The following is a 22,534-nucleotide window of genomic DNA, read 5'->3' as shown; positions in this document are numbered from 1 at the left end:
GGCCGCGCGCAACGATGATCCAGGTCCTCGCCTTCTATCTGTTCGCCACGCTCGCGATCCTTTCGGCGGTGCTGGTGATCATGTCGCGCAACCCGGTGCATTCGGTGCTGTGGCTGATCCTGGCGTTCTTCAACGCGGCGGGGCTGATGGTGCTCGCGGGCGCCGAGTTCATCGCGATGCTGCTGGTGATCGTCTACGTCGGCGCGGTCGCGGTGCTGTTCCTGTTCGTGGTGATGATGCTCGATATCGACTTCGCCGAGCTGCGCGCCGGATTTGTGCGCAACTTCCCACTCGGCATGTTGATCGCCCTGGTCCTGCTGGCGGAGCTGGTATTCGGCATCGGCGCTTGGCGCGCCGGCTCGATCGACCTCGCCCCCGCCGGCGCAACCGAAGCAGCCCCGATGGCAGCGAGCAACATCGCGGCGATAGGGCAGGTCCTCTACGGCAAATACCTGTTCCTGTTCGAAAGCGCCGGAATCATCCTGCTGGTGGCAATGGTCGGCGCAATCGTGCTGACGCACCGCGACCGCAAGGACACCCGACCGCAGAACATTAGCAAGCAGAACCGCCGCCGGCCGCAGGACGCGACCGTCAACATGCGGCCGGAGATCGGCGAAGGGGTGCAGCTGTGATCGGCCTGGAACACTATATCGTCGTCGGCACGGTCCTGTTCGTACTCGGCGTGCTGGGCATCTTCCTTAACCGGAAGAACGTGATCGTCATCCTGATGGCGATCGAACTGATCCTGTTGGCGGTTAACATCAACCTGGTCGCGTTCAGCAGCTTCCTGCACGACCTGACTGGGCAGATCTTCGCGATGTTCGTGCTGACCGTCGCCGCCGGCGAAGCGGCGATCGGGCTCGCCATTCTCGTCATCTACTTCCGCGGCCGCGGCACCATCGCGGTCGACAGCGTCGACCGGCTGAAGGGATAAGCACCCTTGCATCCGATCCTCATCATCGTTTTCGCGCCGCTGGCCGCCGCCATCATCGGCGGGCTGGGAAACAAGGCGCTCGGCAGCACCGTGGTGAAATCGATCACCACCGGCGCGCTGTTCCTGTCGTGCGCGCTGAGCTGGCCGATCTTCCTCGGGTTCTTGGGGGAGAGCTACACCCCAACCGTCGTGCCGGTGCTGCAGTGGGTGCAGTCCGGTAGCCTGAGCTTCGACTGGGCGCTGCGGGTCGACACGCTGACCGCGGTGATGCTGGTGGTAATCACGACTGTCTCCGCTCTCGTGCACCTCTACAGCTGGGGCTACATGGACGAGGACCCGGATCAGCCGCGGTTCTTCGCCTATCTCAGCCTGTTCACCTTCGCGATGCTGATGCTGGTGACGGCGGACAACCTGGTGCAGATGTTCTTCGGCTGGGAAGGCGTCGGCCTCGCCAGCTACCTGCTGATCGGGTTCTGGTTCCGCAAGCCGAGCGCCAACAAGGCGGCGATCAAGGCCTTCGTGGTCAACCGGGTAGGCGACCTCGGCTTCATGCTCGGCATCTTCGGCACCTACTTGGTGTTCGGCACCGTATCGATCCCCGAGATCCTCGCCGCCGCGCCGGGGATGGCAGGGAGCACGATCGGCTTCCTCGGCTACCGCGTCGACACGATGGATGTACTCTGCATCCTCCTGTTCATCGGCGCGATGGGCAAGTCGGCCCAGCTCGGACTCCACACCTGGCTGCCCGACGCGATGGAAGGCCCGACCCCGGTCTCGGCGCTGATCCACGCCGCGACGATGGTGACCGCCGGTGTGTTCATGGTTTGCCGCCTGTCGCCGATGTTCGAGACCGCCCCGATCGCGCTGATGTTCGTGACCTTCATCGGCGCGGCAACCTGCCTGTTCGCGGCGACCGTGGGCACGACCCAGTGGGACATCAAGCGGGTGATCGCCTATTCGACCTGCTCGCAGCTTGGCTACATGTTCTTCGCCGCGGGCGTCGGCGCGTACAACGCGGCGATGTTCCACCTGTTCACGCACGCCTTCTTCAAGGCGCTGCTGTTCCTGGGCGCGGGCAGCGTGATCCACGCGATGCACCACGAGCAGGACATGCGGTACTACGGCGGACTGCGTAAGAGAATCCCGCTCACCTTCTGGGCGATGATGGCGGGCACGCTGGCGATCACCGGTGTCGGCATCTACGAGGTCGGCGGGTTCGCCGGCTATCACTCGAAGGATGCGATCCTCGAAGTATCGTGGGCGCGCGGGACCGAAATCTCCCACTTCGCTTTCTGGCTCGGCGCGTTCGCGGCGCTGCTGACCAGCTTCTATAGCTGGCGGCTCATCTTCCTGACCTTCTTCGGCAAGCCGCGCTGGGCCGAGAGCGAGCACATTCAGCATGCGGTGCACGACGCGCACGGCCATGCCGATAGCGAGCATGACAACCCGCCCGCGCAGGAAGACGCCGGCCACGATGTCGCGCACCATGTGCCGCATTCCGATCACGGCGATGGCACCGCGGGCTATCACCCGCACGAGAGCCCGCTGACCATGCTCATCCCGCTCGGCGTGCTGAGCCTGGGCGCGGTGTTCGCGGGTTATTTGTTCAACCCGCAGTTCCTGAATTCCGAAGGGTTCTGGAAGGGCGCGATCTTCTTCAACGAAAACCTGATGCACGCGATGCACGCGGTGCCGCTGTGGGTGAAGCTCACCGCGACCGTGGTCATGCTGATCGGCTTCGGCATTGCCTGGCTCGGCTACATCCGCGACACCGGCATGCCCGAACGTGCGGCCAGGCAGCTCGGCCCGGTCTATTCGTTCCTGTTCAACAAGTGGTATTTCGACGAGCTCTACCACTTCCTGTTCGTGCGGCCGGCGTTCTGGCTCGGCCGTAAGTTCTGGAAGGTCGGCGACCAAGGCATCATCGATCGCTTCGGCCCTGATGGTGCCGCGCGCGTCGTGGCGCTGGGCAGCGTCGGCAACACCCGCGTGCAGTCGGGCTATCTCACCACTTACGCGCTGTGGATGCTGGTCGGCGTCGTCGGCGCGATTACCTGGGTGCTGTTCTGATGGGGGGCGTGCCCATTCTTTCGCTGATGCTGCTCGTCCCGCTGGTCGGCGGGCTGGCCTGCTTTTTCCTCGAGGCGAAGGCGGCGCGCATGGTCGCGCTGGTCGCTACGTTGATCGACCTCGCGCTCGGCATCGTGCTGTGGGCGAACTACGACATCGGCGGCGCGCAGTGGCAGTTCACCGAGCGCGCCGCGCTGTTCGCGGGCTTCCAGTATGCGCTCGGCATCGACGGGATCGCGCTGCTGCTGATCGTGCTCAGCGTGTTCCTGATGCCGATCTGCATCCTCGCGAGCTGGGAGAGCATCGAGAAGCGCGTCGGCGAATACATGGCGGCGTTCCTGTTCATGGAACTGCTGATGATCGGCGTGTTCGCCGCGCAGGACCTGCTGCTGTTCTACATCTTCTTCGAGGCCGGCCTCATACCGATGTACCTGATCATCGGCATCTGGGGCGGGGCGGACCGCATCTACGCCAGCTACAAGTTCTTCCTCTACACCCTGCTCGGCTCGGTGGTGATGCTGGTCGCGATGCTGTGGATGATCCGCGAGGCGGGCACGACCGACATCCCGACGCTGATGCAGTACGATTTCCCGGTGCAGGCGCAGACGTGGCTGTTCCTGGCCTTTTTCGCGAGCTTCGCGGTGAAGATGCCGATGTGGCCGGTGCACACCTGGCTGCCCGACGCGCACGTGCAGGCGCCGACCGCGGGCTCGGTGATCCTGGCGGGGGTGCTGCTCAAGATGGGCGGCTACGGCTTCATCCGTTTCAGCCTGCCAATGTTTCCCGAAGCAAGCGCGCAGCTTGCGTGGCTGATCTTCGCGCTGAGCATGATCGCGGTGGTCGTCACCTCGCTGATCGCGCTGGTGCAGCACGACATGAAGAAGCTGATCGCCTATTCCTCGGTCGCGCACATGGCGATCGTCACCATCGGACTGTTTGCCTTCAACGTGCAGGGGATTGAGGGCGGCATGATGGTCATGCTCGGCCACGGCCTCGTCTCGGGCGCGCTGTTCCTGTGTGTGGGCGTGATCTACGACCGGCTGCATACCCGCGAGATCGACCGCTACGGCGGGCTCAGCATCAACATGCCGCGCTATGCGACGCTGTTCCTGCTGTTCACCATGGCGAGCGTCGGCCTGCCGGGCACCAGCAACTTCGTCGGCGAATTTTTGGCGCTGGCGGGAATCTATCAGGTTTCGACCTGGGTAACCCTCGTCTGCACCACCGGCATCATCCTGGGCGCGGCTTACATGCTCTATCTCTATTGGCGCGTGGCGTTCGGCGTGCAGAAGAACGCCGATGCGGCCGCGATGCCCGATCTCAACGCCCGCGAGTGGCTGATGCTCGGCCCGATCGCCGCGGCCGTGCTGTGGATGGGCGTCTATCCCGAAAGCTTCCTCGCCCCCATGCGGAAGGACATCGCCGCCCTCGACGCGCGCCTCTCGGCGGCCAAACCCGCCGGTGACAGCAAGCTCGCGCCCGCCCGCAAGGAGCAGGTGCGCACGCACGCTGCCAACGCGATGCCGCATCATGAAACTGCCGGTGAAGGGGAGGGCCACTAATGGAATTCGCCCAATCCCTGCGCCTGATCCTGCCCGAGGAAATCCTCAGCATCGGCGGGCTGGTCCTGCTGCTCGCTGCCGCGTGGTTGGGCGACAAGGCGAGCCGCGCGATTTCGATCGCCTCGGTCGCACTGCTGGTGGCTGCGGCCGCTGTTACGGTGCCCACGCTGTCCGGCGGGGCCATGGGGCCCGACACGCAAGCGTTCCTTGGCCAGTTCCGCGCCGATGCCTTCGCGGCCTACGCCAAGCTGCTGATCTACGTCTCGGGCGCTGCCGCGCTGATGATCGCGCCGCGCTTCTTCGAGCAGTTCCGCGCGATGCGCGCCGAGTATCCGGTGCTGCTGGTCTTCGCGGTGCTCGGCACCGGCATCATGGTCTCCGCCGGCGACCTGATGACGCTCTACATCGGGCTCGAGATGAACAGCCTTGCGGCCTATGTGCTCGCCTCGTTCCTGCGGGTGGATAACCGCTCGGCGGAAGCGGGCCTCAAGTACTTCGTCCTCGGTGCGCTCGCGAGCGGCATCCTGCTCTACGGCATGAGCCTGACCTACGGCTTCACCGGCACGACCAGCTTCGCGGGCATCCACGCCGCGCTCACCGGCCAACTCTCGACCGGCGCGCTGTTCGGGGTGATCCTCGTTCTCGCGGGGCTCGCGTTCAAGATCTCAGCGGTACCGTTCCACATGTGGACGCCCGACGTCTACGAAGGCGCGCCGACGCCGGTGACGATGTTCTTCTCCACCGCGCCCAAGGTCGCCGCGATCGCGCTGACCATGCGCGTCGCGCTGGAAGCGTTCGGCAACCAGGCCGATGCCTGGCGCCAGGTGGTGGTGTTCGCCGCGCTCGCCTCGATCGTGGTCGGCGCGCTGGGTGCGATCGGGCAGAGCAACATCAAGCGGCTGCTCGCCTATTCGTCGATCAACAACGTCGGCTTCATCCTCGTCGGCCTCGCCACCGCGACGCAGGCGGGCGCGAGCGCGATGCTGGTGTACCTCGCGATCTACGTGATGATGTCGATCGGCAGCTTCGTTGCAGTGCTCATGCTGCGCGATGCAGAGAGCAACCAGATCGAGAGCATCGCCAGCATGGCTGGCCTCTCGCGCACACGGCCGCTGCTCGGCTGGTGCCTGCTGGTGATGATGCTGAGCCTCGCCGGCATCCCGCCGCTGTTCGGCTTCTGGGGCAAGCTGGTGGTGTTCCGCGCCGCAGTCGACGCCGACATGATCGCGCTCGCGACGCTGGCGATCGTGGGTAGCGTGATCAGCGCCTACTACTACCTGATGGTCTGCAAGACGATGTTCTTCGACGAGCCGGCCGACCAGGTGAAGGGCGCCAGCGACTGGGCGCACTGGGCGCTGCTGCTGATCGCGACGCTGTTCAACTCGCCGCTCGGCTACCTGCTGACCGGCTGGTTCGACAACCTCGCCGGCAAGGCGAGCGCGGCGCTGTTCCTCGCTGCCTGACCTGCTCACTTTCGTTCCCGAAACCGGCTCGACCAACGCGGACCTCGCCGCTGCCCTGCGCGGCGGCGAGCGGCTGAGTGAGGGCGCGTGGCTGATCGCCGACCGCCAGACCGCCGGGCGCGGGCGGCAGGGTCGGCAGTGGTTCGACAGCACCGGAAACTTCATGGGCTCGACGGTGGTGCGCCCGGGCCCGCACGATCCGCCGGCGCCCACGCTGGCGCTGATGACGGGCCTCGCGCTCTACGAAGCGGTCGCGCCGCTGATCGCCGAGCCCGCCGCGCTGTCGCTCAAGTGGCCCAACGACCTGCTGCTGGGCCGGGCCAAGTTCGCCGGCATACTGCTGGAGCGTGAAGGCGAGGCGGTTATCGTCGGCATCGGCGTCAACCTCGCCGCCGCGCCGCCGGTCGATGGGCGCGAGACAGTAGCGCTTTCCGCCCTTGGCCCGGCGCCATCGCGCGATGCGTTCGCCCACGCCCTCGCGCAATCGTTCGACCGCGAACTCGAACGCTGGCGTACCGTCGGCACGGAGCCGCTGCTGCGCCGCTGGCTCGCGGCTGCGCACCCCGTCGGCACGCCGCTATCAGTTCACGAACCCGCTGGCGGCAAGATCTCCGGCACCTTCGCCGGCCTCGATCCCGACGGTTCGCTGCTGCTGCGCTTGGAAGACGGCTCGGTCCGGCCTATCCACGCCGGCGACGTGATGCTCGGTTGAAGGAACCGCCCATGCTGCTCGCCGCCGATGTCGGCAATACCAACGTGGTCTTCGCCCTATTCGAAGGCCGCGCGATCAAGGCGCGCTGGCGCATCGCGACCGATCCGCGCCGCACCGGCGACGAGTACGCGGTGTGGCTGCTACAGCTGCTCGAGATCGAGGGCTATGGGCGCGAGGACATCACCCAGATCATCGTCGGCTCGGTGGTCCCGCGCGCGGTGCACAACATCACCGTGCTGGCGGAAAAGTACTTCAAGCTCACCCCGCTGATCGCGGGCGAGGGCGCTGCGGAATACCCATTCCGCGCCGACGTCGATCAGCCGCGCTCGCTCGGCGCAGACCGTGCGCTCAACGCGATCGCGGCGCACGAGAAGTACGAGTGCGACCTGATCGTGGTCGACTTCGGCACCGCGACCACCTTCGATGCGATCGACTTTTCCGGCGCCTACAAGGGCGGGATCATCGCGCCGGGGATCAACCTCTCGCTCGACGCATTGGTGGGGAACACCGCCAAGCTGCCGCGCATCGCCATCGAGGCGCCACGGACCAACAGCGTGATCGGCACCAACACCGAGGATCAGATGCTGATCGGCGTCTACTGGGGCTATGTCGCGATGATGGAAGGCCTGATCGCCCGCATGCGCGCCGAAATCGGCCGGCCGGCGAAGGTCGTCGCGACCGGTGGCCTTTCGATCCTGTTCGATCAGCACACCACGATCTTCGACGCGGTCGATGCCGACCTAACTCTCGATGGGCTCGCTATCCTGGCGGAGCGCGCCGCGGCGTGAAGAAAGATTTCACCCCTGAGGACGAACTGCTGTTCCTCGCCCTTGGCGGGTCGGGCGAGATCGGCATGAACGTCAATCTCTACGGCTGCCAGGGCAAGTGGCTAATGGTCGACCTGGGGATGACCTTCGGCAGCAACGAATATCCGGGCGTCGACCTCGTGTTCGCCGATCTCGAATTCATCGAGGAGCGCACCAGTTACCTCGTCGGCGTGGTGCTGACTCATGCGCACGAGGACCATATCGGCGCGGTGCCATACTTCGCGCAGGACCTCGGCGTGCCGCTCTATGCGACGCCGTTCACGGCTGACCTGGTGCGCCGCAAGCTCGCCGAGGCCGGCCTGGTCGACCAGATCGAGCTCAACGTGATCGAAGGCAGCGACAGCTTCGCGCTCGGGCCGTTCGACATATCGTATGTTCCGCTCGCGCACTCGATCGCCGAGGGGCACGCGCTGCTGATCGACACGCCGTACGGACGCGTGTTCCACACCGGCGACTGGAAGCTCGACGAGGAGCCGATCATCGGCGACCCGACCACCGAGGAAGAGCTGTGCGAGATCGGGGACGAGGGCGTACTCGCCATGGTCTGCGATTCGACCAACGTGTTCAATCCCGCCGAGAGCGGTTCCGAAGGCGCAGTGTACCGCGCGCTCCACGACGAGGTAGCGCGCTGGGAGGGCCGGCGCGTGCTGGTCACAACCTTCGCCAGTAACGTCGCGCGGCTGCACACGCTGGGCGCAGTGGCGCAGGCGACTGGGCGGCGATTGTGCGTCGCAGGGCGCTCGCTCGATCGCATGATCGAGGTCAGCCAGGACAACGGCTACCTCGCCGAATTTCCGGAAGTCGTCGATTTCGATACCGCCATGAGCCTGCCGCGAGGCGAAGTGCTAATCGTCGCCACCGGCGGGCAAGGCGAACCGCGCGCGGCGCTGGCGCGAATTGCCGAAAAGCAGCACCCTATCGAACTGAGCGCGGGCGATGTCGTGCTGTTCTCCAGCCGGCAGATCCCCGGCAACGAGATCGCGGTCGGGCGCGTGCAGAACCTGCTGGCCGAACGCGGCATCGTGATGGTGACCGACCGCCAGAGCGCGATCCACGTGTCGGGCCATCCGGGCCGGCCGGAGCTCGAGGCGCTCTATACCTGGCTCCGACCGCAGATCCTCGTGCCGGTCCACGGTGAGATGCGTCACATGACCGAGCAGGCGCGGCTCGGCCTCGAGTGCGGCATTCCGCACGCGGTGGTACAGAAGAACGGCGACATGGTCCGCATCGCCCCGGGCAAGCCGGGCAAGATCGCCGAAGTGCGCGCCGGACGGCTGCTGCTCGATGGCGACATCATCTCACCCGCCGACGGCGAGGCGATGGTCATGCGCCGGCGGATATCGCGCGAAGGGCTGGTGATCGTCGCGCTCGGTCCGCAGGGTAGGGCGCAAGTCGAGGGCATCGGCCTCCCGCTAGACGAGGATTACGAGGCGTTCTGCACCGAAGCACAAGGCGACATCGCCGACGCGATCGGCAAGCTCAAAGGCGCCGCGGCCCGCGATCGCGAAAGCGTAATCGAGGCCGCCCGCCTTGCCGCCCGCCGCGCCGCCACGCGGTGGTCCGGCAAGCGGCCGCAGGTGCGGGTGATGCTGCCGAAGGAAGCCGCGCGATGAGGTGGACTTCGATCCTCGCGATCTACTTCCTGTTCTGGGTCGCCAGCGCGTTTGTGCTGCTCCCGTTTGGGATCAAGACGCACGAGGAGTTAGGGCTCGAGAAGGTGCCGGGGCAAGCGGACAGCGCACCCGGTAATTTCCAGCCCGGAAAGCTGATGTTGCGCGCGACCGTGCTGTCGCTGGCACTGACCGGCCTCTATGTCGCGAACTACGTCTACGGTTGGCTCACGCCGGATATGCTGATGGACCTGGCCTGACGTCAGTCGCGCAGGCGCTCGATCGCCTGTGCCAGCGCGACGTAGAGCTTGCCCATGTCGCTGCTCAGCAGGGTCACGCCGATGGTGTGACCGTCACGCGTCGACAGCATCGTCCGCAGCATCGCCTCGAAATCGTGGATGTAGCGGCTGACGTGCTCGCGGAACTCGCTGTCGCTGTCGAACAGCTCGGCGATGTCGCGCGCTTCGGTGTTGTCGATCAGGCGGACGGCGCGGCGGGTGAAGATGCCCCGATCGCCGCGAAGGTAGCTGGCCCACGCAGTATCGGTGACGTCGCTTGAGAGCGCCTTGGCGATATCGATCGCGTTCGAATTGAGGCTCTCGGTGATCAGCGCGACCCGGCGGGAGAAGTCGGTGTCGATCTGTTCTTCCGCGCGCTCGCGCGCATGCGCCACGCGGCTCTCGAGATTTGCCGCGAGCTCGTTCACCCGCGCGAGCTGATCGCGGAGCTGCATGGCGGCCTCGCGGCCCGCACCAGCGGCCTGCGCGGCGGTCTGGTCGAGTTCTGCGATCGCGGCGCCGACGTGGACTTGTAGCGCCCGGTCGATCGCACCCGCAGCCTCGCTCCCGATCTGTCCGGCGATCGCCGCGATCTGGCTCGCGCTGTCGGTCTGAAGCGAAGCGATCGCGTCACGCGCGGAAGTCTCGAGCAGGGCGATCGCCTCCCGAAGCGGACCTTGCGCGGTTTCGGCCGCAGTGCGGCTGTCGTTCACCAAGGCATCGAGTTGCGCGCGCAGCTCGCTCACGCGCGCGCCGTTCGCATCGTGCGCGGCGGCGATCTGGCCCTGGAAGGATTTGAGCTCGCCCATCGCGGATGCACTGTCGCGGCTGGCCGCGATAACGTAGTCGGACAGCTCGCGGCTGCGGTCCCCGGCGGCGCCGATCATGAGGCTCAGCTTCTCACCGCGCTCGGCCAGTTCGGACAAGCGTTCCTCGGCGTTGCCCAGCGCAGCAGGCAGGTCGGCGCGGGTGTGCTCGGCGCTGGCCCGGATCAGTTCGAGTAGGCGAACGCTGGCGTCAGTCAGCTCGGCCACCGCGCGATCGGTATCGCTCAATGCCTCGCGGCTTGCCGACAGCCGCGTAGCGAGCGCGTCGATGGCTGCGGCCAGCGCGGTCTCGGCATCGCGTCCCTGACCAGCGGCGCGTTCCATCTCGGCGCCCAATGACACAAGCAGCGCGGCGACGGTTTCGCCGTGCTCAGCCAACACGACCGATTGCGCTGCATGCGCTGCCCGGCGATCGGCTATAGAGCTATCGAGCGCCGCCAACTGCGCGTCGATTTGCTCGGCATGCGCCATGGCGAGCGCGGCTGCTTCAGCGCGGCGCTTCTCGACCTCGCCGACGAACATCGCATGCGATTGCGTGAGTTTGCCGTCGACTGCGGTAGCTTCTTCACGGATGATGCGCAGCCGCTCTTCCGCCCCGCTCTTCGCGGCGGCGTCGATCGCTTCGACCTGCCGGATGGCGGCTTCGAGATCGGCCTTCATCACTTCGAGCCGCTTGCTCCACGCAGCCATCGCTTCGCGCTCGGTCCCGGCGAGGCCGTCCCCGACTGTGACCGCGCCGTCGCGCACCGCAGCAATGCGCGCCTGGAGCGACTTGAGCAGCTCCTCTTCGTGGGCTTCGAGCGTTGCCGCAGCGGACGTGATCTCCTCCCGCAAACGATCCGCGCGGTGGCGCATGGCGGCCAGGGCATCCACCTCGCGCCCGTCGAGCTCGGCGCGGAACGCATCGCTCTTCTCGCGCAAGGCGGTGAAGCGGGCGCCGGTGATCTCGTCGAGTTGCGCGGCCTGCGCTTCGAACCCGGCGATCGCGGCATCGACTTTGGCACGCAGCGCGCCGACCTGTCGCTCGCTCGCCTGGCCGAACTCGTTAAGCCGATTGAAGCCCGCGATGAGCTCGGCGAGATGCGAGTGTGCGGTGTTGCCCGCGCCGCCGATCTGGTTCGACACATCGCGCGCGGCGTTGGCGATGACCGGGAGATCGTCCCGCAGCCGGTCCATGTTCTCCATCGCGATGCGGCTGACGCCCGCGATCGCTTCGACCTCGGCCCCATTGTTCTGCACCAGAGCTTGCAGGCGGTCGGCATGCTCGGACAGGCGCTGCGTCGCCACTCGGCCCAGAGTTTCCAGTTCGCGGGTCTGCGAGGCGAGGAACTCGCGCGCCAGGCTCAGCTCGCGGTTGACGACCGACAGGCGAGTCTCGAGCGCTGCGCTTTCGCCTCGAAGCGACGACGCGGCATCGCTGAACCGGGAAGCCTCACGACGGCTCGTCCGCATGACGAGCAGCCAGATCCCGATTACCAGCAATGTCGGTACCGACCAGTCGATCAGCAGTTGCGATCCAGCCTGGGGCGAAATGCCGCCACGCAGTTCGGCCACGTGGGCCCAGGCAAAGAAGGCGGTCCACCCGGCCACCGCCAGCATGGCGACGACCGGAGCCATCAGCGCACGCCAGCGGCGGGGGGCAGGCTCTTCCCACGCCTCCTCGTAAACCGGCTCCTCGGCCCAGCTTTCGTCCAGCGTCAGCGGCTCGTCGCCCTGCTGCGCGCCATCGTCAGGCGCTTGTGCGCCGCTGCCGGGGCCGATTGCCCGGATGTGTGAACCCCCGCTCATGGCCTTGGGAATTACACCATCGGAACATGGTTAAACAGTGTCTTAATCATCACACTGCTAGAGGAAGCGGCGATGGCATACGAACAGGGTGCATTCGATGCGACGCTTACGGCCGCTGCGGGTCAGGATCCTGAGCTGTTCGCGGAGTTGCGCGCGGCATTCTGCGAAAGTCTGGAGCGCCATCTCGACCTGCTCAAGCGCGCACGCTGCGACGGCAATTGGGCGATCGCTGCGCAGCGACTGAAGGGCCTCGCTGCCAGCTTCCACGCCAGCGAACTGATCGACCTGGCGGACGAGGCGATCGGCGCCGCGCCGGGCGAACCGACCGTCGTGCGTCGGATCGAACGGTACCGCGACCGCTTCATCGCCGGCTGAGCGCGCCGCCCTAGCCAAGCTACTTCCGGTTCCCTAGGTACCGCCCGTGACCGGGAGGGCCCGCGAAGCGTGCGCATCGCGCTGATCTCGATGATGAACGACGGCGCGGGCGAGGTGCGTCTCGCCGGGCATCCGCTTGCCTGGCACCAGTTGCAGGCGGCTATCGCGCTCGCGTGCGAGCGGATCATCTGCCTGGCCGAGGCGCCGGGGCCCGACTTAGCGGCACTGCAGCGCGATGCCGAGCGGCGCGGGCTGGCGTTTCATGCGGTAACCCATCACCGCGCGCTGTCGGGTCTGGTCAACGCAGGCGACACGCTGGTGGCATTCGCGCCGGGCGTGCTGCCGGATCGCGAGTGGCTTTCGCAGGCTTTCGGTGCGCGGGCAGGGGTGGCCGTGCTACCGGCGGAAGGCGCGGTCGAGCAAGGGTTCGAACGGATCGACCGCGAACGCGCGTGGGCGGGGGTTCTCTCGACGCGCGGCGATGCGGTCGAGGCGCTCACGGTGCTGCCGCCGGATGCCGATCCCATCGGGGGCCTTCTCCGCGTGGCGCTGCAGCGAGGGGCGGGCGCGGTCAATGTGCCTGACAAGTGGCTCGACGACGGCCGCTGGGCGCTAGTGAGGAGCCAACCGAAGGCAGAGCAGTACCAAGCGGCATGGTATCTGCGGCATGTCCCGGCGCCGGCGCTCGATCGGCCTGCATCGGCTCTCGCACACCGAATAGCGCGGGGCGTGGTCGACCGGATGCGCAATGCCGCAAGCAGCGCATTAGGCTTCGTTGCAGGCGGGTCCCTAATAGCGGTTGGCAGTGCCGTTGCCGGGTATCTCGGTCATACAGTCGCCGGAGTGGCGGGCCTAACCGTAGCCGCCGCGTTGATGGCGGTCGGTTCCGCGCTTGCTCAACTCGCTCGCGCGGGCTCGGGTGAAAAGGAGCGCTCGTGGCTGGGTGAGGCGCGTCATGCACTGCTCGACCTGACGCTCGTCGCCATCGCCGCCAGTCCGAGCGAGTTCGAGGGCTGGTCCGTCGCCTTTGCCGCCTTGGTGTTGATCGCGGTCATCCATCTTGGCTCTGAGGCAGAAGCGCCTCGTCCGCTGCATCCGTTTTCGGATCGCACGCTGGTCTTCGCTGTGCTCACCATTGCCTCAGCAAGTGGCGCATTCGGCTTGACCATGGCCGGATTGGGACTGCTCGGCCTCGCCTTACGCCTGTTCTGGCCGCGTGCATCGCAGCTAACGCGGGTTTAACCACGCGCTGCTAAGGCCGAAGGCGATGGACGATACGGTCATGACCCAATCGAGCGAGGCGCCGGTCGAGGCGATCCTGCGCGACGAACTCGCGCACGGCGATGTCGTGCTTGGCACGATAGGGCCGGTGCTCGGACATCTGCTCGCGAACCACGACCATTCGCTGTTCAGCGACGAGATCGTCAGCCGCGTGCGGGGCATGATCGGCGACATCGCGCGGCAAATGCTCACCGCGCAGGCGGAAGCGGCCGAAGAGTTCGATCCTCGTGGATATGCCGAGCGTTGGCAGGGACGATTGACCCAGGCCTTGCTCACCAATGCGCGCCTGGTGGCACATTGCCACGCATTGGCGCTCGAATGGCAGCTCACCACGCGGCTGGAGGCCCGCAACGCAATCGATCCCGTGCTCTCGCCGTTGTTGCAGGCATTGGTCGCGTCGGACGATGCGCCGACTGCGGCTACCGCGATGGCGGCTCTTGCCGCGCAGGCTCGCTTCGCCCAGCGCCAGCGGCGGATGGAGTTGCCCTTGGGGGAGCTCCCCGCCGAACACTTCCAGCAGGCACTGACCGCGTGGCTCGAGCAAGTCTCGGCAGAGGATGCCAAGTCCGCCATGACCGCGGCGGCCAGGCTGCGCGAGGACTATGACGAGAGTGTCGGCCGGCTGGGGCTACTCGGCAGGCTGGTACACGGCATGGGCGCTGGCGTGCTCGCCGCGCTGTCGATCAGCCATGCCGGCGCGGCCATCTTCCTCAGCGCACTCGCGGCCGCCTCGCAGCAGGAGCGCGAACTGGCGGTGATCGCTACCAACGACCGCCAGCTTGCCCGCCTGGCGCTGGCACTGCGTGCAGCGGGCCTCAAGCCGAAGGATATCGAGGAGCAATTCCTCTACATTCACCCCGACGTGTCGCTGCCGGAGGGGTTCGATGCACTGCGCGCCGACCGCGCGATGGAATTGCTTGCGTCGTCGGTGCGGAAGTCGGCTGCGTGAACATGGCCGCGCACGATGCCGTGCTGGCGCGCGCTCGAACCGACGCCGCCGATCGGCTGATCGAGGCGGATGAGCCGCTGGCCGGACTGCAGCGGCGCTGTGGAGGCGACCTTCCCGGCACCGTCGCTGTCCCGCAACTGCTCGAAGTGGTCCGCAAGGCGCGCACGCTGGGCCTCAAGCTCGCACGCACGATCACCGCGCTCGATGGCGACGAGACCGTGCGCGCCTGGGTCGAGGTTGCGCCGGACAACGCCGAAGGCGAAGGCGGATGTTCGATCGCGGTCGGCGCCTGGTCCAGCGTGCCAAACATTCCGCTGTCGGACGAGGACGCGGCGGCCCTTCGCACGGCGATTGACCGGGAACTTGCCGAGCTCACCGCCAGGCTCGACCCCGCGCAACGCTTAATCGCGGTCGAGGGCCACGCGGCCGATCTCGAGCAAGTCGTGACGGCAATGCGCGAAGGGCAGGGCAGCCTGTGGAGCGATTTCGTTTCGTTTCCGGATCTGACGCACCGCCAGCCGTTGCACTGGCGCCTGCTCGACGGCGCCCGCTGCGAGGTGCCGGGCTCGGAGCGCACGTGGACCGTCACGCTGGTTCCGCTCGGCCGTCCGGAACCGGGGAGTGCGGGGTTCGAGTTGCTATTAGTCGCTGACGCACCGCTGGCTGAGATTGTACCCGGCCCGCCCGCAGAACAACCTTCACCCACTGCCTTTGGCCGCGACCTGACGCCGGTTCTCCGGCAGCCGATTGCGCGTATCATTGCGAATGCCGAAACCATCCGGTCACGCCTCGCCGGTCCGCTCGCTGAAGAATACAGCAACTACGCGGCGGACATCGCGGCGGCCGGGCAGCACTTGCTGTCGCTGATCGAGGACTTGTCGGACCTGGAAGTCGTCGAAGCGGGCGATTTCGCCACCGCGCCTGACCGGATCGACCTAGCCGACGTGGCGCGGCGGGCCGTTGGTATCCTTGGCGTGCGCGCTCGGGCCAAAGACATTACTCTGCTGGCACCCGGGGCGGACGAAAGCGTGCCCGCAATCGGCGAATTCCGCCGCGTGCTCCAAGTGCTGCTCAACCTCGTCGGCAATGCGATCGCCTACTCACCGGCAGGATCGCAGGTCTTGCTCGAACTCGGAACCGGTAGTCAGCGAGTGAGCGTTGCGGTTGTCGATCAAGGACCAGGCTTGGCGCCCGAACAAGCCGCGCGCGTGTTCGAGAAGTTCGAGCGTCTCGGCCGCAGTGGTGACGGCGGCTCTGGCTTGGGCCTCTACATCTCGCGCAAGCTGGCCCGCGCCATGGGCGGCGAACTCAGCGTGGAGAGCGCGCCTGGGGAAGGCGCGCGCTTTATCCTGGAGCTTCCCGCGGCCTAGATGCGCGGCCGGCGGCTACCCCACCAGAACAGCAGCACGCCGACCGCCGCGATAATCAGCCCGTAAGTGATCCATGCCGACGCGGCGAGCATGAAGCTGTCCGCCGGCCACATGATGACGCCCGCTCCCTGCAGGGCGAAGAACACCCCGGCGAATGCGAGCACGGCGCCGAGGATCTTGGCGGTCAACCGCACGACGCGCGTCTCAGCGCTTGTCGACCGGCACGTAATCGCGCTGCGTCGGCCCAGTGTAGAGCTGGCGCGGACGGCCGATCACCTGCGCGGGGTCGGAGATCATCTCGTTCCACTGCGCCACCCAACCGACCGTACGGGCAAGCGCGAACAGCGCGGTGAACATGGTGGTCGGGAAGCCGATCGCCGACAGGATCACGCCCGAGTAGAAATCGACGTTGGGGAACAGCTTCTTCTCGATGAAGTACTCGTCCTTCAGCGCCAGTTCCTCTAGCCGCAGCGCGGTCTCGAACAGCGGGTCGTTGACCTTCAGCGCGTCGAACACCTCGCGCACGGTTTGCTGCATCACCGTCGCACGCGGGTCGTAGTTCTTGTACACCCGGTGGCCGAAGCCCATCAGGCGGAACGGATCGTTCTTGTCCTTCGCGCGGTCGATGTAGTGCGGGATCTTGTCGGGCGTGCCGATCTCGCGGAGCATGTTGAGCGCCGCTTCGTTCGCGCCGCCGTGCGCCGGGCCCCACAGGCAGGCGATGCCCGCTGCGATGCACGCGAACGGATTGGCGCCCGACGAACCGGCCAGGCGCACGGTCGACGTCGATGCGTTCTGCTCGTGGTCGGCATGGAGGATGAAGATCCGGTCCATCGCCTTCTCGACCGCCGGCAGCACCTCGTAAGGCTCAGCCGGCACGCCGAACGTCATGCGCAGGAAGTTGCCGGTGTAGGACAGCGAATTGTCGGGATAGAGGAACGGCTGCCCAACCGAATACTTGTACGCCATCGCCGCGATCGTCGGCATCTTGGCGATCAGCCGGTGGCTCGCGATCTTGCGCTGCTCGGGGTCCGAGATGTCGGCGCTATCGTGGTAGAACGCCGACAGGGCGCCGACCACGCCGCACATGATCGCCATCGGGTGCGCGTCGCGGCGGAATCCGCGGTAGAATGTCGCGAGCTGCTCGTGCAGCATCGTGTGGCGGGTGATCGTGTGGGTGAACTCGTCGAGCTCCTTCTGCGTCGGCAGTTCGCCATTGAGCAGCAAGTAGCTCACTTCCATAAAGCTCGACTGCTCGGCGAGCTGGCCGATCGGATAGCCGCGATGGAGCAGCACGCCCTCGTCGCCGTCGATATAGGTCAACGCGCTTTCACAGCTGCCGGTCGACTTGTAGCCCGGATCGTAGGTGAACGCGCCGGTCTGGCCGTAGAGCTTGCGGATATCGATCACTTCGGGACCGACGCTGCCTTCCAGGACCGGAAGGTCGATCGTCTTGTCGTTATAGGTCAGCGTCGCCTGTTTGTCCGCCATGATCGGTCTCCTTAAACTTGGCTGTCCGCCTCGGCCGGAGCCGCTTGCGCAATCGATCCGCGCGAGCGATTCCTCCCGGCCAAGGAGGGCTAGAACATCGAATATGCCCGGCGAGGTGGTCGTCCCGGTCAAGGCCGCGCGCATCGGCTGCGCAAGCTTGCCGAGCCCCAGGCCGAGCTCCTCCGCGAAGGGCTTGAGCGTGGCCTCGAGCGCGGGGACGGTCCAGTCGCTTTGGGTTTGCAAACGGGCAGAAATTTTTGCGAGCAGGTCTCGCGCCTCGGGCGTGAGCAGCGCGGCCGCCTTCTCATCGAGCGAAAGCGGCCGCTGCTTGAAGAGGAAGGCCGCTCCCGCGGCAAGCTCATCGAGGTCTTTCGCGCGAAGCTTCAACTGCGGCATCGCCTCGGTCAGGAGCGCGCGGTCAGCATCGGGACCAATCCTCGGCGCGACCAGTTCGGCAAGCCGCGCGTCGTCCGCTTCGCGAATGTAGTGGCCGTTGAGATTGTGCAGCTTCTTGAGGTCGAACCGGCTCGGGCTCTTGCCGACGCCGGACAGCTCGAACAATTCGATCGCCTCGTCTCGCGTAATCTCCTCGCGGTCGCCGTGGCCCCAGCCCAAGCGCAGCAGGTAGTTGAACAGCGCTTCGGGCAGGATGCCGAACTCGTCGCGGTAGGTCTCCGCGCCGAGTGCGCCGTGACGCTTCGACAGCTTCGCCCCATCGGCACCGTGGATCAGCGGGATGTGCGCGTAAACCGGCTCCGGCCAGCCCATTGCGCGATAGATCGGGAGCTGACGGAAGGCGTTGTTGAGGTGGTCGTCGCCGCGGATCACGTGGGTGACGCCCATGTCGTGGTCGTCGACCACCACCGCCAGCATGTAAGTCGGCGTGCCGTCGGCCCGCAGCAGGACATAGTCGTCGAGTTCGGCATTGCGAACGGTGACGCGGCCCTGGACCTTGTCCTCGATGACCGTCTCGCCCTCGTTGGGCGTTTTCAGGCGGATGACGAACGGTGCCCCCGGCGCGGCTTCGGAGGGATCGCGGTCGCGCCAGCGGCCGTCGTAGCGCAGCGGCTGCTTGGCCGCGCGCTGCGCCTCGCGCATTGCTTCGAGCTCCTCGGGCGTGGCGAAGCACTTGTAGGCGTTGCCCGAAGCGAGCAGCTGAAACGCCACTTCCTCGTGCCGCGGGGCGCGTTCGGACTGGAAAATCGGGGGCGCGTCGTAGTCTAGCCCGAGCCACGACAGGCCGTCGATGATTGCGCCGATCGCCTCGGTGGTGCTGCGCTTGCGGTCGGTATCCTCGATCCGCAGCAGGGCCTTGCCGCCATGATGCCGCGCATAAAGCCAATTGAACAGCGCGGTGCGCGCGCCGCCGATATGCAGAAATCCAGTCGGCGAGGGCGCAAAGCGGGTGACCACCTCTGCGCTAGCGCTTGCCATCCGATTTCGCTTCCTTATCCAATGGTTGCATGGCCAGCAGCGTAGCGCCGATCGTGCCATTCGGAGGCGATCCGGACGATGCTGCAGTGCAGCAGCCGCCTTGGCCCAAGGCGCGGCGCTTGTCCAGCCTTTGGGATGCCGCCGAAGAGTGGCTCGACCGCGCGGGATTCGATCGCGCGCCGTGGCTGGCGATCGCCTTGGCGGGCGGGGTCGTCGCATGGTTCGCTCTGCCGGGGCCGATCGCGTGGCTGGGGGCGATCGGCGCCTGCTTGCTGCTGGCGCTGGCCGGCGCGGGGCTGGGAGCGCGGCGCGACGAGCACTTGCACCTCCGCCGAGCGATCATCGCCCTGGCGCTGCTGATCGCAGTCGGACTCGCGTGGGTGTGGCTGCGCTCGGCCATCGTCGGCGCCGATCCAATCGAGCGCCCGGCGGTGACATGGATCGAAGGCCGGTTGCTCGAGCGGGAGAACCAACCTGCCGAGGCCCGGGTGCGATTGACGATAGCTTACCGCGATGCAGAAGCCGGGTTTGCGCGCAAAGTGCGGGTAAACGTGCCGTTGAAGAATGCGCCGGCAGAGGCGGTCGAGGATTCGCTGGTCAGGGTGCGCGCACGGTTGATGCCGCCCGGTCCGCCGATGGTGCCCGGTGCCTACGACTTTGCGCGCACGGCCTGGTTCCAGGGCCTGTCGGCGACCGGGGGTGCAATCGGGCCGGTGACCGTGATCGAACCAGGTGCGGCCGATGGCAGCCTTGCCGCCATCCAGCGTGCGCTGTCGGCGCATGTTCGCGCACAGCTTGGTGGCTCAGCAGGCGCGATCGCCGCAGCCTTCGCGAGCGGAGACCGGGGCGGAATTTCGTCTGCGGATGAGGACGCGATGCGCGACGCGGGATTGACGCACCTGTTGTCGATCAGCGGCCTGCACGTCAGCGCGGTGATCGCGTGCGTGTACTTCCTTGCCCTTCGTTTGCTCGCACTGTGGCCATGGCTCACCCTGCGGGTGCGGTTGCCGTTGATCGCGGCGGCGTGCGGGGCGGGCGCGGGTATCGCCTATACGCTTCTCACCGGCGCCGAAGTGCCGACGGTCCGCAGCTGCGTCGGATCGCTGCTCGTACTCGGAGCACTCGCTTTGGGACGGGAGCCGCTGTCGCTGCGCATGGTCGCGGCGGCAGCGTTTTTGGTCATGCTCGTCTGGCCCGAGGCCGTCGTCAGCCCCGGCTTCCAAATGAGCTTCGCCGCGGTGATCGCGATCGTCGCGTTGCATGAGGCGGCACCGGTGCGAGCATTCCTCGCGCCGCGGGAGGAGAGCTTCGCCATCCGCATCGGCCGTCGCGGGGTGATGCTCTTGCTGACCGGCGTGGCCATCGAACTGGCGCTGATGCCCATCGTGTTGTTCCATTTTCACCGCGCCGGGTTCTATGGCGCGATCGCCAACGTCGTCGCGATCCCGTTGGTGACGTTCGTTACCATGCCGCTCATAGGTCTCGCCCTGCTGCTTGATGTGCTCGGCGTTGGCGAACCGGTGTGGACGGCAGTCGGCGCTTCACTCGATCTGATGCTCGACATCGCGCACTTTACTGCCGCTCAGCCGGGCGCGGTGAAGCTGATGCCGCAGATGAGCGCCCTGACTTTCGCCCTGTTCGTGATCCGCGAACTATGGCTTGCGCTGTGGCACGGCAGGCAGCGACTGTACGGCCTGTTACCGATTGTATGCGCGGTGGTAATGCTGGTGAGCACACCTGCGCCAGACGTGTTGGTGTCGGGAGATGGGCGCAATGTGGGCGTGGCAGGGGAGGGTGATCGGCTCTTGATGCTGCGGGAGGGACGCAGCGATTTTGCGCGCGACAACTTGATGGAACTCGCGGGGATAGGCGGAGAGCCGGTGGTGATCGAGGACTGGCCCGGCGCGCAGTGCAGCGCGGATTTCTGCAACTTGACGCTCCAGCGCGGTGGGCGGGATTGGCATCTGCTCATGAGCCGCAACCGGTCGCGCATCGAGGAGCGGGCCCTTGCTGCGGCATGCGAGAGGGCGGATGTCGTGATCTCCGACCGTTGGCTGCCTGCCAGCTGCCGCCCGCGCTGGCTCAAGGCCGACCGCTCGTTCCTGGAGGAACGCGGAGGGCTAGCACTCTATCTCGCAGACGAGCGCGTCACCGCCGTAGCCGACAGCCAGGGCGCGCATCCATGGTGGATCGCCAGCCGTCCCGAGCCGCGTCCGTTTCGCTCAGTGATACCGGCGCAGCAGCCCCGCTAGCTTGCCCTGTACCTTGACCTCGCCCGGGCGGTATATCTGGGGTTCGTACGCCCCGTTCGCGGGATCGAGACGGACCATGCCGTTCTCGCGGCGGAGGTACTTGAGCGTCGCTTCCTCGTCGCGGACCAGCGCGACGACGATCTCGCCATCGCGGGCGACATCGGTCTTGCGGACGAGCGCGAAGTCGCCGTCGAAGATACCCGCCTCGATCATCGAATCCCCCGATACCTCGAGCGCGTAGTGCTCACCGGGGCCGAGCAACGCGGCCGGAACGGGCAGCGTGCTGTGGCTTTCCAGCGCTTCGATCGGCACACCCGCGGCGATCCGGCCATGGAGCGGCAGTTCGATGATATCGTTCGCCGGCTGGCGAGCCGGCTCAGGCCGGCGGAGCGGCACGACGTTATCGTTCGCGCGAACACGCGGCGCCGCGACCGAATCTTCCGGCTGCCGGATGACCTCGAGCGCTCGGGCGCGATTAGGCAGGCGTCGGATGAAGCCGCGCTCTTCCAACGCAGAGATCAGGCGGTGAACGCCGGATTTGCTCTTGAGATCGAGCGCTTCCTTCATTTCCTCGAACGAGGGCGAGATCCCGCTGTCCTCGAGACGGACGGTGATGAACTGGAGGAGTTCGCGTTGCTTGGCGGTGAGCATGGCCGGTCCTTTGCCAACCGTTCCAATTCGGGAACGAACGCGGAACAATTAGGCAACTTATGAACAGCCGTCAAGTCAGGCCGATAAATCTCCGTCGCGGCGCCATGTCCCGCTCTTTCCGCCCACCTTTTCGAGCAGCCGCACATCGCCAATGACCATCGCTTTATCGAGCGCCTTGGCCATGTCGTAGATTGTCAGTAGCGACACGCAACATGCTGTCATTGCTTCCATTTCAACGCCGGTCCGACCGGTGAGCCCGGCGGTCGCGGTGACCGCGATACCGTCGGCGAAGAAAGCGAAATCGACCGTCACCCATTCGAGCCCCATCGGGTGGCACAGCGGGATCAACTCCGCGGTCTTCTTGGCCCCCATGATGCCGGCGATCCGCGCCGCGGCGAGAACATCGCCCTTGGGGCCGCTACCCTCGCGCATGGCATCGAGCGCTTGGCGATTCATACGGATCGTACCAGCGGCGGTGGCTGAGCGTGCAGTCGCCGGCTTCGCGCCGACGTCGACCATCCGCGCGGCGCCCGAATCGTCGAGATGCGTCAACTTAGACAAGCGGCCCGCCTGTTGGACTTGTCACACTTGTCACACTGTTCTGGGAAAAACTCCACCGCCGCGGGACCAATTCCATCGACGGCGGTGAAAGGGACGAAA

19 protein-coding genes and 1 pseudogene are annotated in these 22,534 nt (G+C 66.4%); 14 read left to right on the top strand and 6 right to left on the bottom strand.

Annotation, left to right across the window (positions count from 1 at the left end; genetic code table 11):
* Positions 1 to 14: 14 nt before the first annotated feature.
* Genes ELY12_RS01455 through ELY12_RS01415 form a run of 9 tightly spaced genes read left to right on the top strand, consistent with a single transcriptional unit; the run spans position 15 to position 9,438 of the window.
* On the top strand, positions 15 to 632 hold the full coding sequence (locus ELY12_RS01455; RefSeq protein ID WP_126174926.1) for an NADH-quinone oxidoreductase subunit J: 618 nt from the start codon (positions 15 to 17) through the stop codon (positions 630 to 632).
* The gene (gene nuoK / locus ELY12_RS01450) at positions 629 to 934 is read left to right on the top strand and encodes an NADH-quinone oxidoreductase subunit NuoK (RefSeq protein ID WP_126174925.1); all 306 of its coding nucleotides are present in this window, start codon (positions 629 to 631) and stop codon (positions 932 to 934) included. Before ELY12_RS01455 ends, nuoK begins: the two co-directional genes overlap by 4 nt.
* Positions 935 to 940: 6 nt before the next feature.
* Positions 941 to 3,004 carry an NADH-quinone oxidoreductase subunit L gene (nuoL, locus tag ELY12_RS01445; RefSeq protein ID WP_126174924.1) on the top strand — a complete coding sequence of 688 codons (2,064 nt, stop codon included), beginning with the start codon at positions 941 to 943 and terminating at the stop codon, positions 3,002 to 3,004.
* The gene (locus ELY12_RS01440; protein ID WP_126174923.1) at positions 3,004 to 4,566 is read left to right on the top strand and encodes an NADH-quinone oxidoreductase subunit M; all 1,563 of its coding nucleotides are present in this window, start codon (positions 3,004 to 3,006) and stop codon (positions 4,564 to 4,566) included. Before nuoL ends, ELY12_RS01440 begins: the two co-directional genes overlap by 1 nt.
* Positions 4,566 to 6,029, top strand: coding sequence for an NADH-quinone oxidoreductase subunit NuoN (gene nuoN / locus ELY12_RS01435; protein ID WP_126174922.1), 1,464 nt, complete (start codon positions 4,566 to 4,568; stop codon positions 6,027 to 6,029). The genes ELY12_RS01440 and nuoN overlap by 1 nt, the downstream gene beginning before the upstream one ends.
* 1 nt (position 6,030) lies before the next feature.
* Complete coding sequence (locus tag ELY12_RS01430) at positions 6,031 to 6,741, top strand: biotin--[acetyl-CoA-carboxylase] ligase (RefSeq protein ID WP_126174921.1); 711 nt, start codon at positions 6,031 to 6,033, stop codon at positions 6,739 to 6,741.
* An 11-nt stretch (positions 6,742 to 6,752) separates the two neighbouring features.
* Entirely contained in the window at positions 6,753 to 7,529 is a 777-nt protein-coding gene (locus tag ELY12_RS01425) for a type III pantothenate kinase (protein ID WP_126174920.1), read from the top strand.
* Entirely contained in the window at positions 7,526 to 9,181 is a 1,656-nt protein-coding gene (locus ELY12_RS01420; protein ID WP_241229674.1) for a ribonuclease J, read from the top strand. Before ELY12_RS01425 ends, ELY12_RS01420 begins: the two co-directional genes overlap by 4 nt.
* A complete protein-coding gene (locus ELY12_RS01415; protein ID WP_126174919.1) occupies positions 9,178 to 9,438 on the top strand; it encodes a DUF1467 family protein in 261 nt (86 codons plus the stop codon). The genes ELY12_RS01420 and ELY12_RS01415 overlap by 4 nt, the downstream gene beginning before the upstream one ends.
* A 2-nt stretch (positions 9,439 to 9,440) precedes the next feature.
* Here ELY12_RS01415 and ELY12_RS01410 read toward each other — a convergent pair whose 3' ends face one another.
* Positions 9,441 to 12,071, bottom strand: a complete 2,631-nt coding sequence (locus tag ELY12_RS01410; protein WP_126174918.1) for a coiled-coil domain-containing protein — start codon at positions 12,069 to 12,071, stop codon at positions 9,441 to 9,443.
* A 72-nt stretch (positions 12,072 to 12,143) separates the two neighbouring features.
* Here ELY12_RS01410 and ELY12_RS01405 point away from each other — a divergent pair, with 72 nt between their 5' ends.
* From ELY12_RS01405 to ELY12_RS01390, 4 genes are all read left to right on the top strand, one after another.
* Positions 12,144 to 12,446, top strand: a complete 303-nt coding sequence (locus ELY12_RS01405; RefSeq protein ID WP_126174917.1) for an Hpt domain-containing protein — start codon at positions 12,144 to 12,146, stop codon at positions 12,444 to 12,446.
* Positions 12,447 to 12,515: 69 nt separating this feature from the next.
* Positions 12,516 to 13,688: a hypothetical protein gene (locus ELY12_RS01400; RefSeq protein ID WP_126174916.1), complete on the top strand. Its 1,173-nt coding sequence runs from the start codon at positions 12,516 to 12,518 to the stop codon at positions 13,686 to 13,688.
* A 25-nt stretch (positions 13,689 to 13,713) separates the two neighbouring features.
* Positions 13,714 to 14,676 carry a hypothetical protein gene (locus tag ELY12_RS01395; protein WP_126174915.1) on the top strand — a complete coding sequence of 321 codons (963 nt, stop codon included), beginning with the start codon at positions 13,714 to 13,716 and terminating at the stop codon, positions 14,674 to 14,676.
* 2 nt (positions 14,677 to 14,678) lie between these two features.
* Positions 14,679 to 16,046, top strand: a complete 1,368-nt coding sequence (locus ELY12_RS01390; RefSeq protein WP_126174914.1) for a sensor histidine kinase — start codon at positions 14,679 to 14,681, stop codon at positions 16,044 to 16,046.
* On the opposite strand, the gene ELY12_RS01385 is transcribed toward ELY12_RS01390, so the two are convergent.
* From ELY12_RS01385 to gltX, 3 genes and pseudogenes are all read right to left on the bottom strand, one after another.
* A complete protein-coding gene (locus tag ELY12_RS01385; RefSeq protein WP_126174913.1) occupies positions 16,043 to 16,240 on the bottom strand; it encodes a hypothetical protein in 198 nt (65 codons plus the stop codon). The genes ELY12_RS01390 and ELY12_RS01385 overlap by 4 nt on opposite strands.
* 10 nt (positions 16,241 to 16,250) lie before the next feature.
* Positions 16,251 to 17,537, bottom strand: a complete 1,287-nt coding sequence (locus ELY12_RS01380) for a citrate synthase (RefSeq protein WP_126175239.1) — start codon at positions 17,535 to 17,537, stop codon at positions 16,251 to 16,253.
* A 45-nt stretch (positions 17,538 to 17,582) separates the two neighbouring features.
* A pseudogene (gltX, locus tag ELY12_RS01375) lies at positions 17,583 to 18,971 on the bottom strand (glutamate--tRNA ligase); the annotation flags it as partial.
* 29 nt (positions 18,972 to 19,000) lie between these two features.
* On the opposite strand from gltX, the gene ELY12_RS01370 reads away from it, so the two are divergent.
* Positions 19,001 to 21,223: a ComEC/Rec2 family competence protein gene (locus tag ELY12_RS01370; RefSeq protein ID WP_126174912.1), complete on the top strand. Its 2,223-nt coding sequence runs from the start codon at positions 19,001 to 19,003 to the stop codon at positions 21,221 to 21,223.
* On the opposite strand, the gene lexA is transcribed toward ELY12_RS01370, so the two are convergent.
* On the bottom strand, positions 21,194 to 21,874 hold the full coding sequence (gene lexA, locus ELY12_RS01365) for a transcriptional repressor LexA (protein ID WP_126174911.1): 681 nt from the start codon (positions 21,872 to 21,874) through the stop codon (positions 21,194 to 21,196). The genes ELY12_RS01370 and lexA overlap by 30 nt on opposite strands.
* 75 nt (positions 21,875 to 21,949) lie before the next feature.
* Positions 21,950 to 22,435: a cyclic pyranopterin monophosphate synthase MoaC gene (moaC, locus tag ELY12_RS01360; RefSeq protein ID WP_126174910.1), complete on the bottom strand. Its 486-nt coding sequence runs from the start codon at positions 22,433 to 22,435 to the stop codon at positions 21,950 to 21,952.
* Positions 22,436 to 22,534 lie beyond the last annotated feature (99 nt).

Source organism: Tsuneonella rigui, assembly GCF_003958625.1.
GTDB lineage: Bacteria > Pseudomonadota > Alphaproteobacteria > Sphingomonadales > Sphingomonadaceae > Tsuneonella > Tsuneonella rigui.
Note: the sequence above shows the minus strand (reverse complement) of the source record. Positions and strands in the feature narration are given on the sequence as shown.

Bases quoted from the DNA above. Each gene is read 5' to 3' on its own strand.
- ELY12_RS01455 (WP_126174926.1), top strand. From the start codon at position 15: ATGATCCAGGTCCTCGCCTTCTATCTGTTCGCCACGCTCGCGATCCTT.
- ELY12_RS01440 (WP_126174923.1), top strand. From the start codon at position 3,004: ATGGGGGGCGTGCCCATTCTTTCGCTGATGCTGCTCGTCCCGCTGGTC.
- nuoN (WP_126174922.1), top strand. From the start codon at position 4,566: ATGGAATTCGCCCAATCCCTGCGCCTGATCCTGCCCGAGGAAATCCTC.
- ELY12_RS01425 (WP_126174920.1), top strand. From the start codon at position 6,753: ATGCTGCTCGCCGCCGATGTCGGCAATACCAACGTGGTCTTCGCCCTA.
- ELY12_RS01415 (WP_126174919.1), top strand. From the start codon at position 9,178: ATGAGGTGGACTTCGATCCTCGCGATCTACTTCCTGTTCTGGGTCGCC.
- ELY12_RS01410 (WP_126174918.1), bottom strand. From the start codon at position 12,071: ATGAGCGGGGGTTCACACATCCGGGCAATCGGCCCCGGCAGCGGCGCA.
- ELY12_RS01405 (WP_126174917.1), top strand. From the start codon at position 12,144: ATGGCATACGAACAGGGTGCATTCGATGCGACGCTTACGGCCGCTGCG.
- ELY12_RS01395 (WP_126174915.1), top strand. From the start codon at position 13,714: ATGGACGATACGGTCATGACCCAATCGAGCGAGGCGCCGGTCGAGGCG.
- ELY12_RS01390 (WP_126174914.1), top strand. From the start codon at position 14,679: ATGGCCGCGCACGATGCCGTGCTGGCGCGCGCTCGAACCGACGCCGCC.
- ELY12_RS01380 (WP_126175239.1), bottom strand. From the start codon at position 17,537: ATGGCGGACAAACAGGCGACGCTGACCTATAACGACAAGACGATCGAC.
- ELY12_RS01370 (WP_126174912.1), top strand. From the start codon at position 19,001: ATGGCCAGCAGCGTAGCGCCGATCGTGCCATTCGGAGGCGATCCGGAC.
- lexA (WP_126174911.1), bottom strand. From the start codon at position 21,874: ATGCTCACCGCCAAGCAACGCGAACTCCTCCAGTTCATCACCGTCCGT.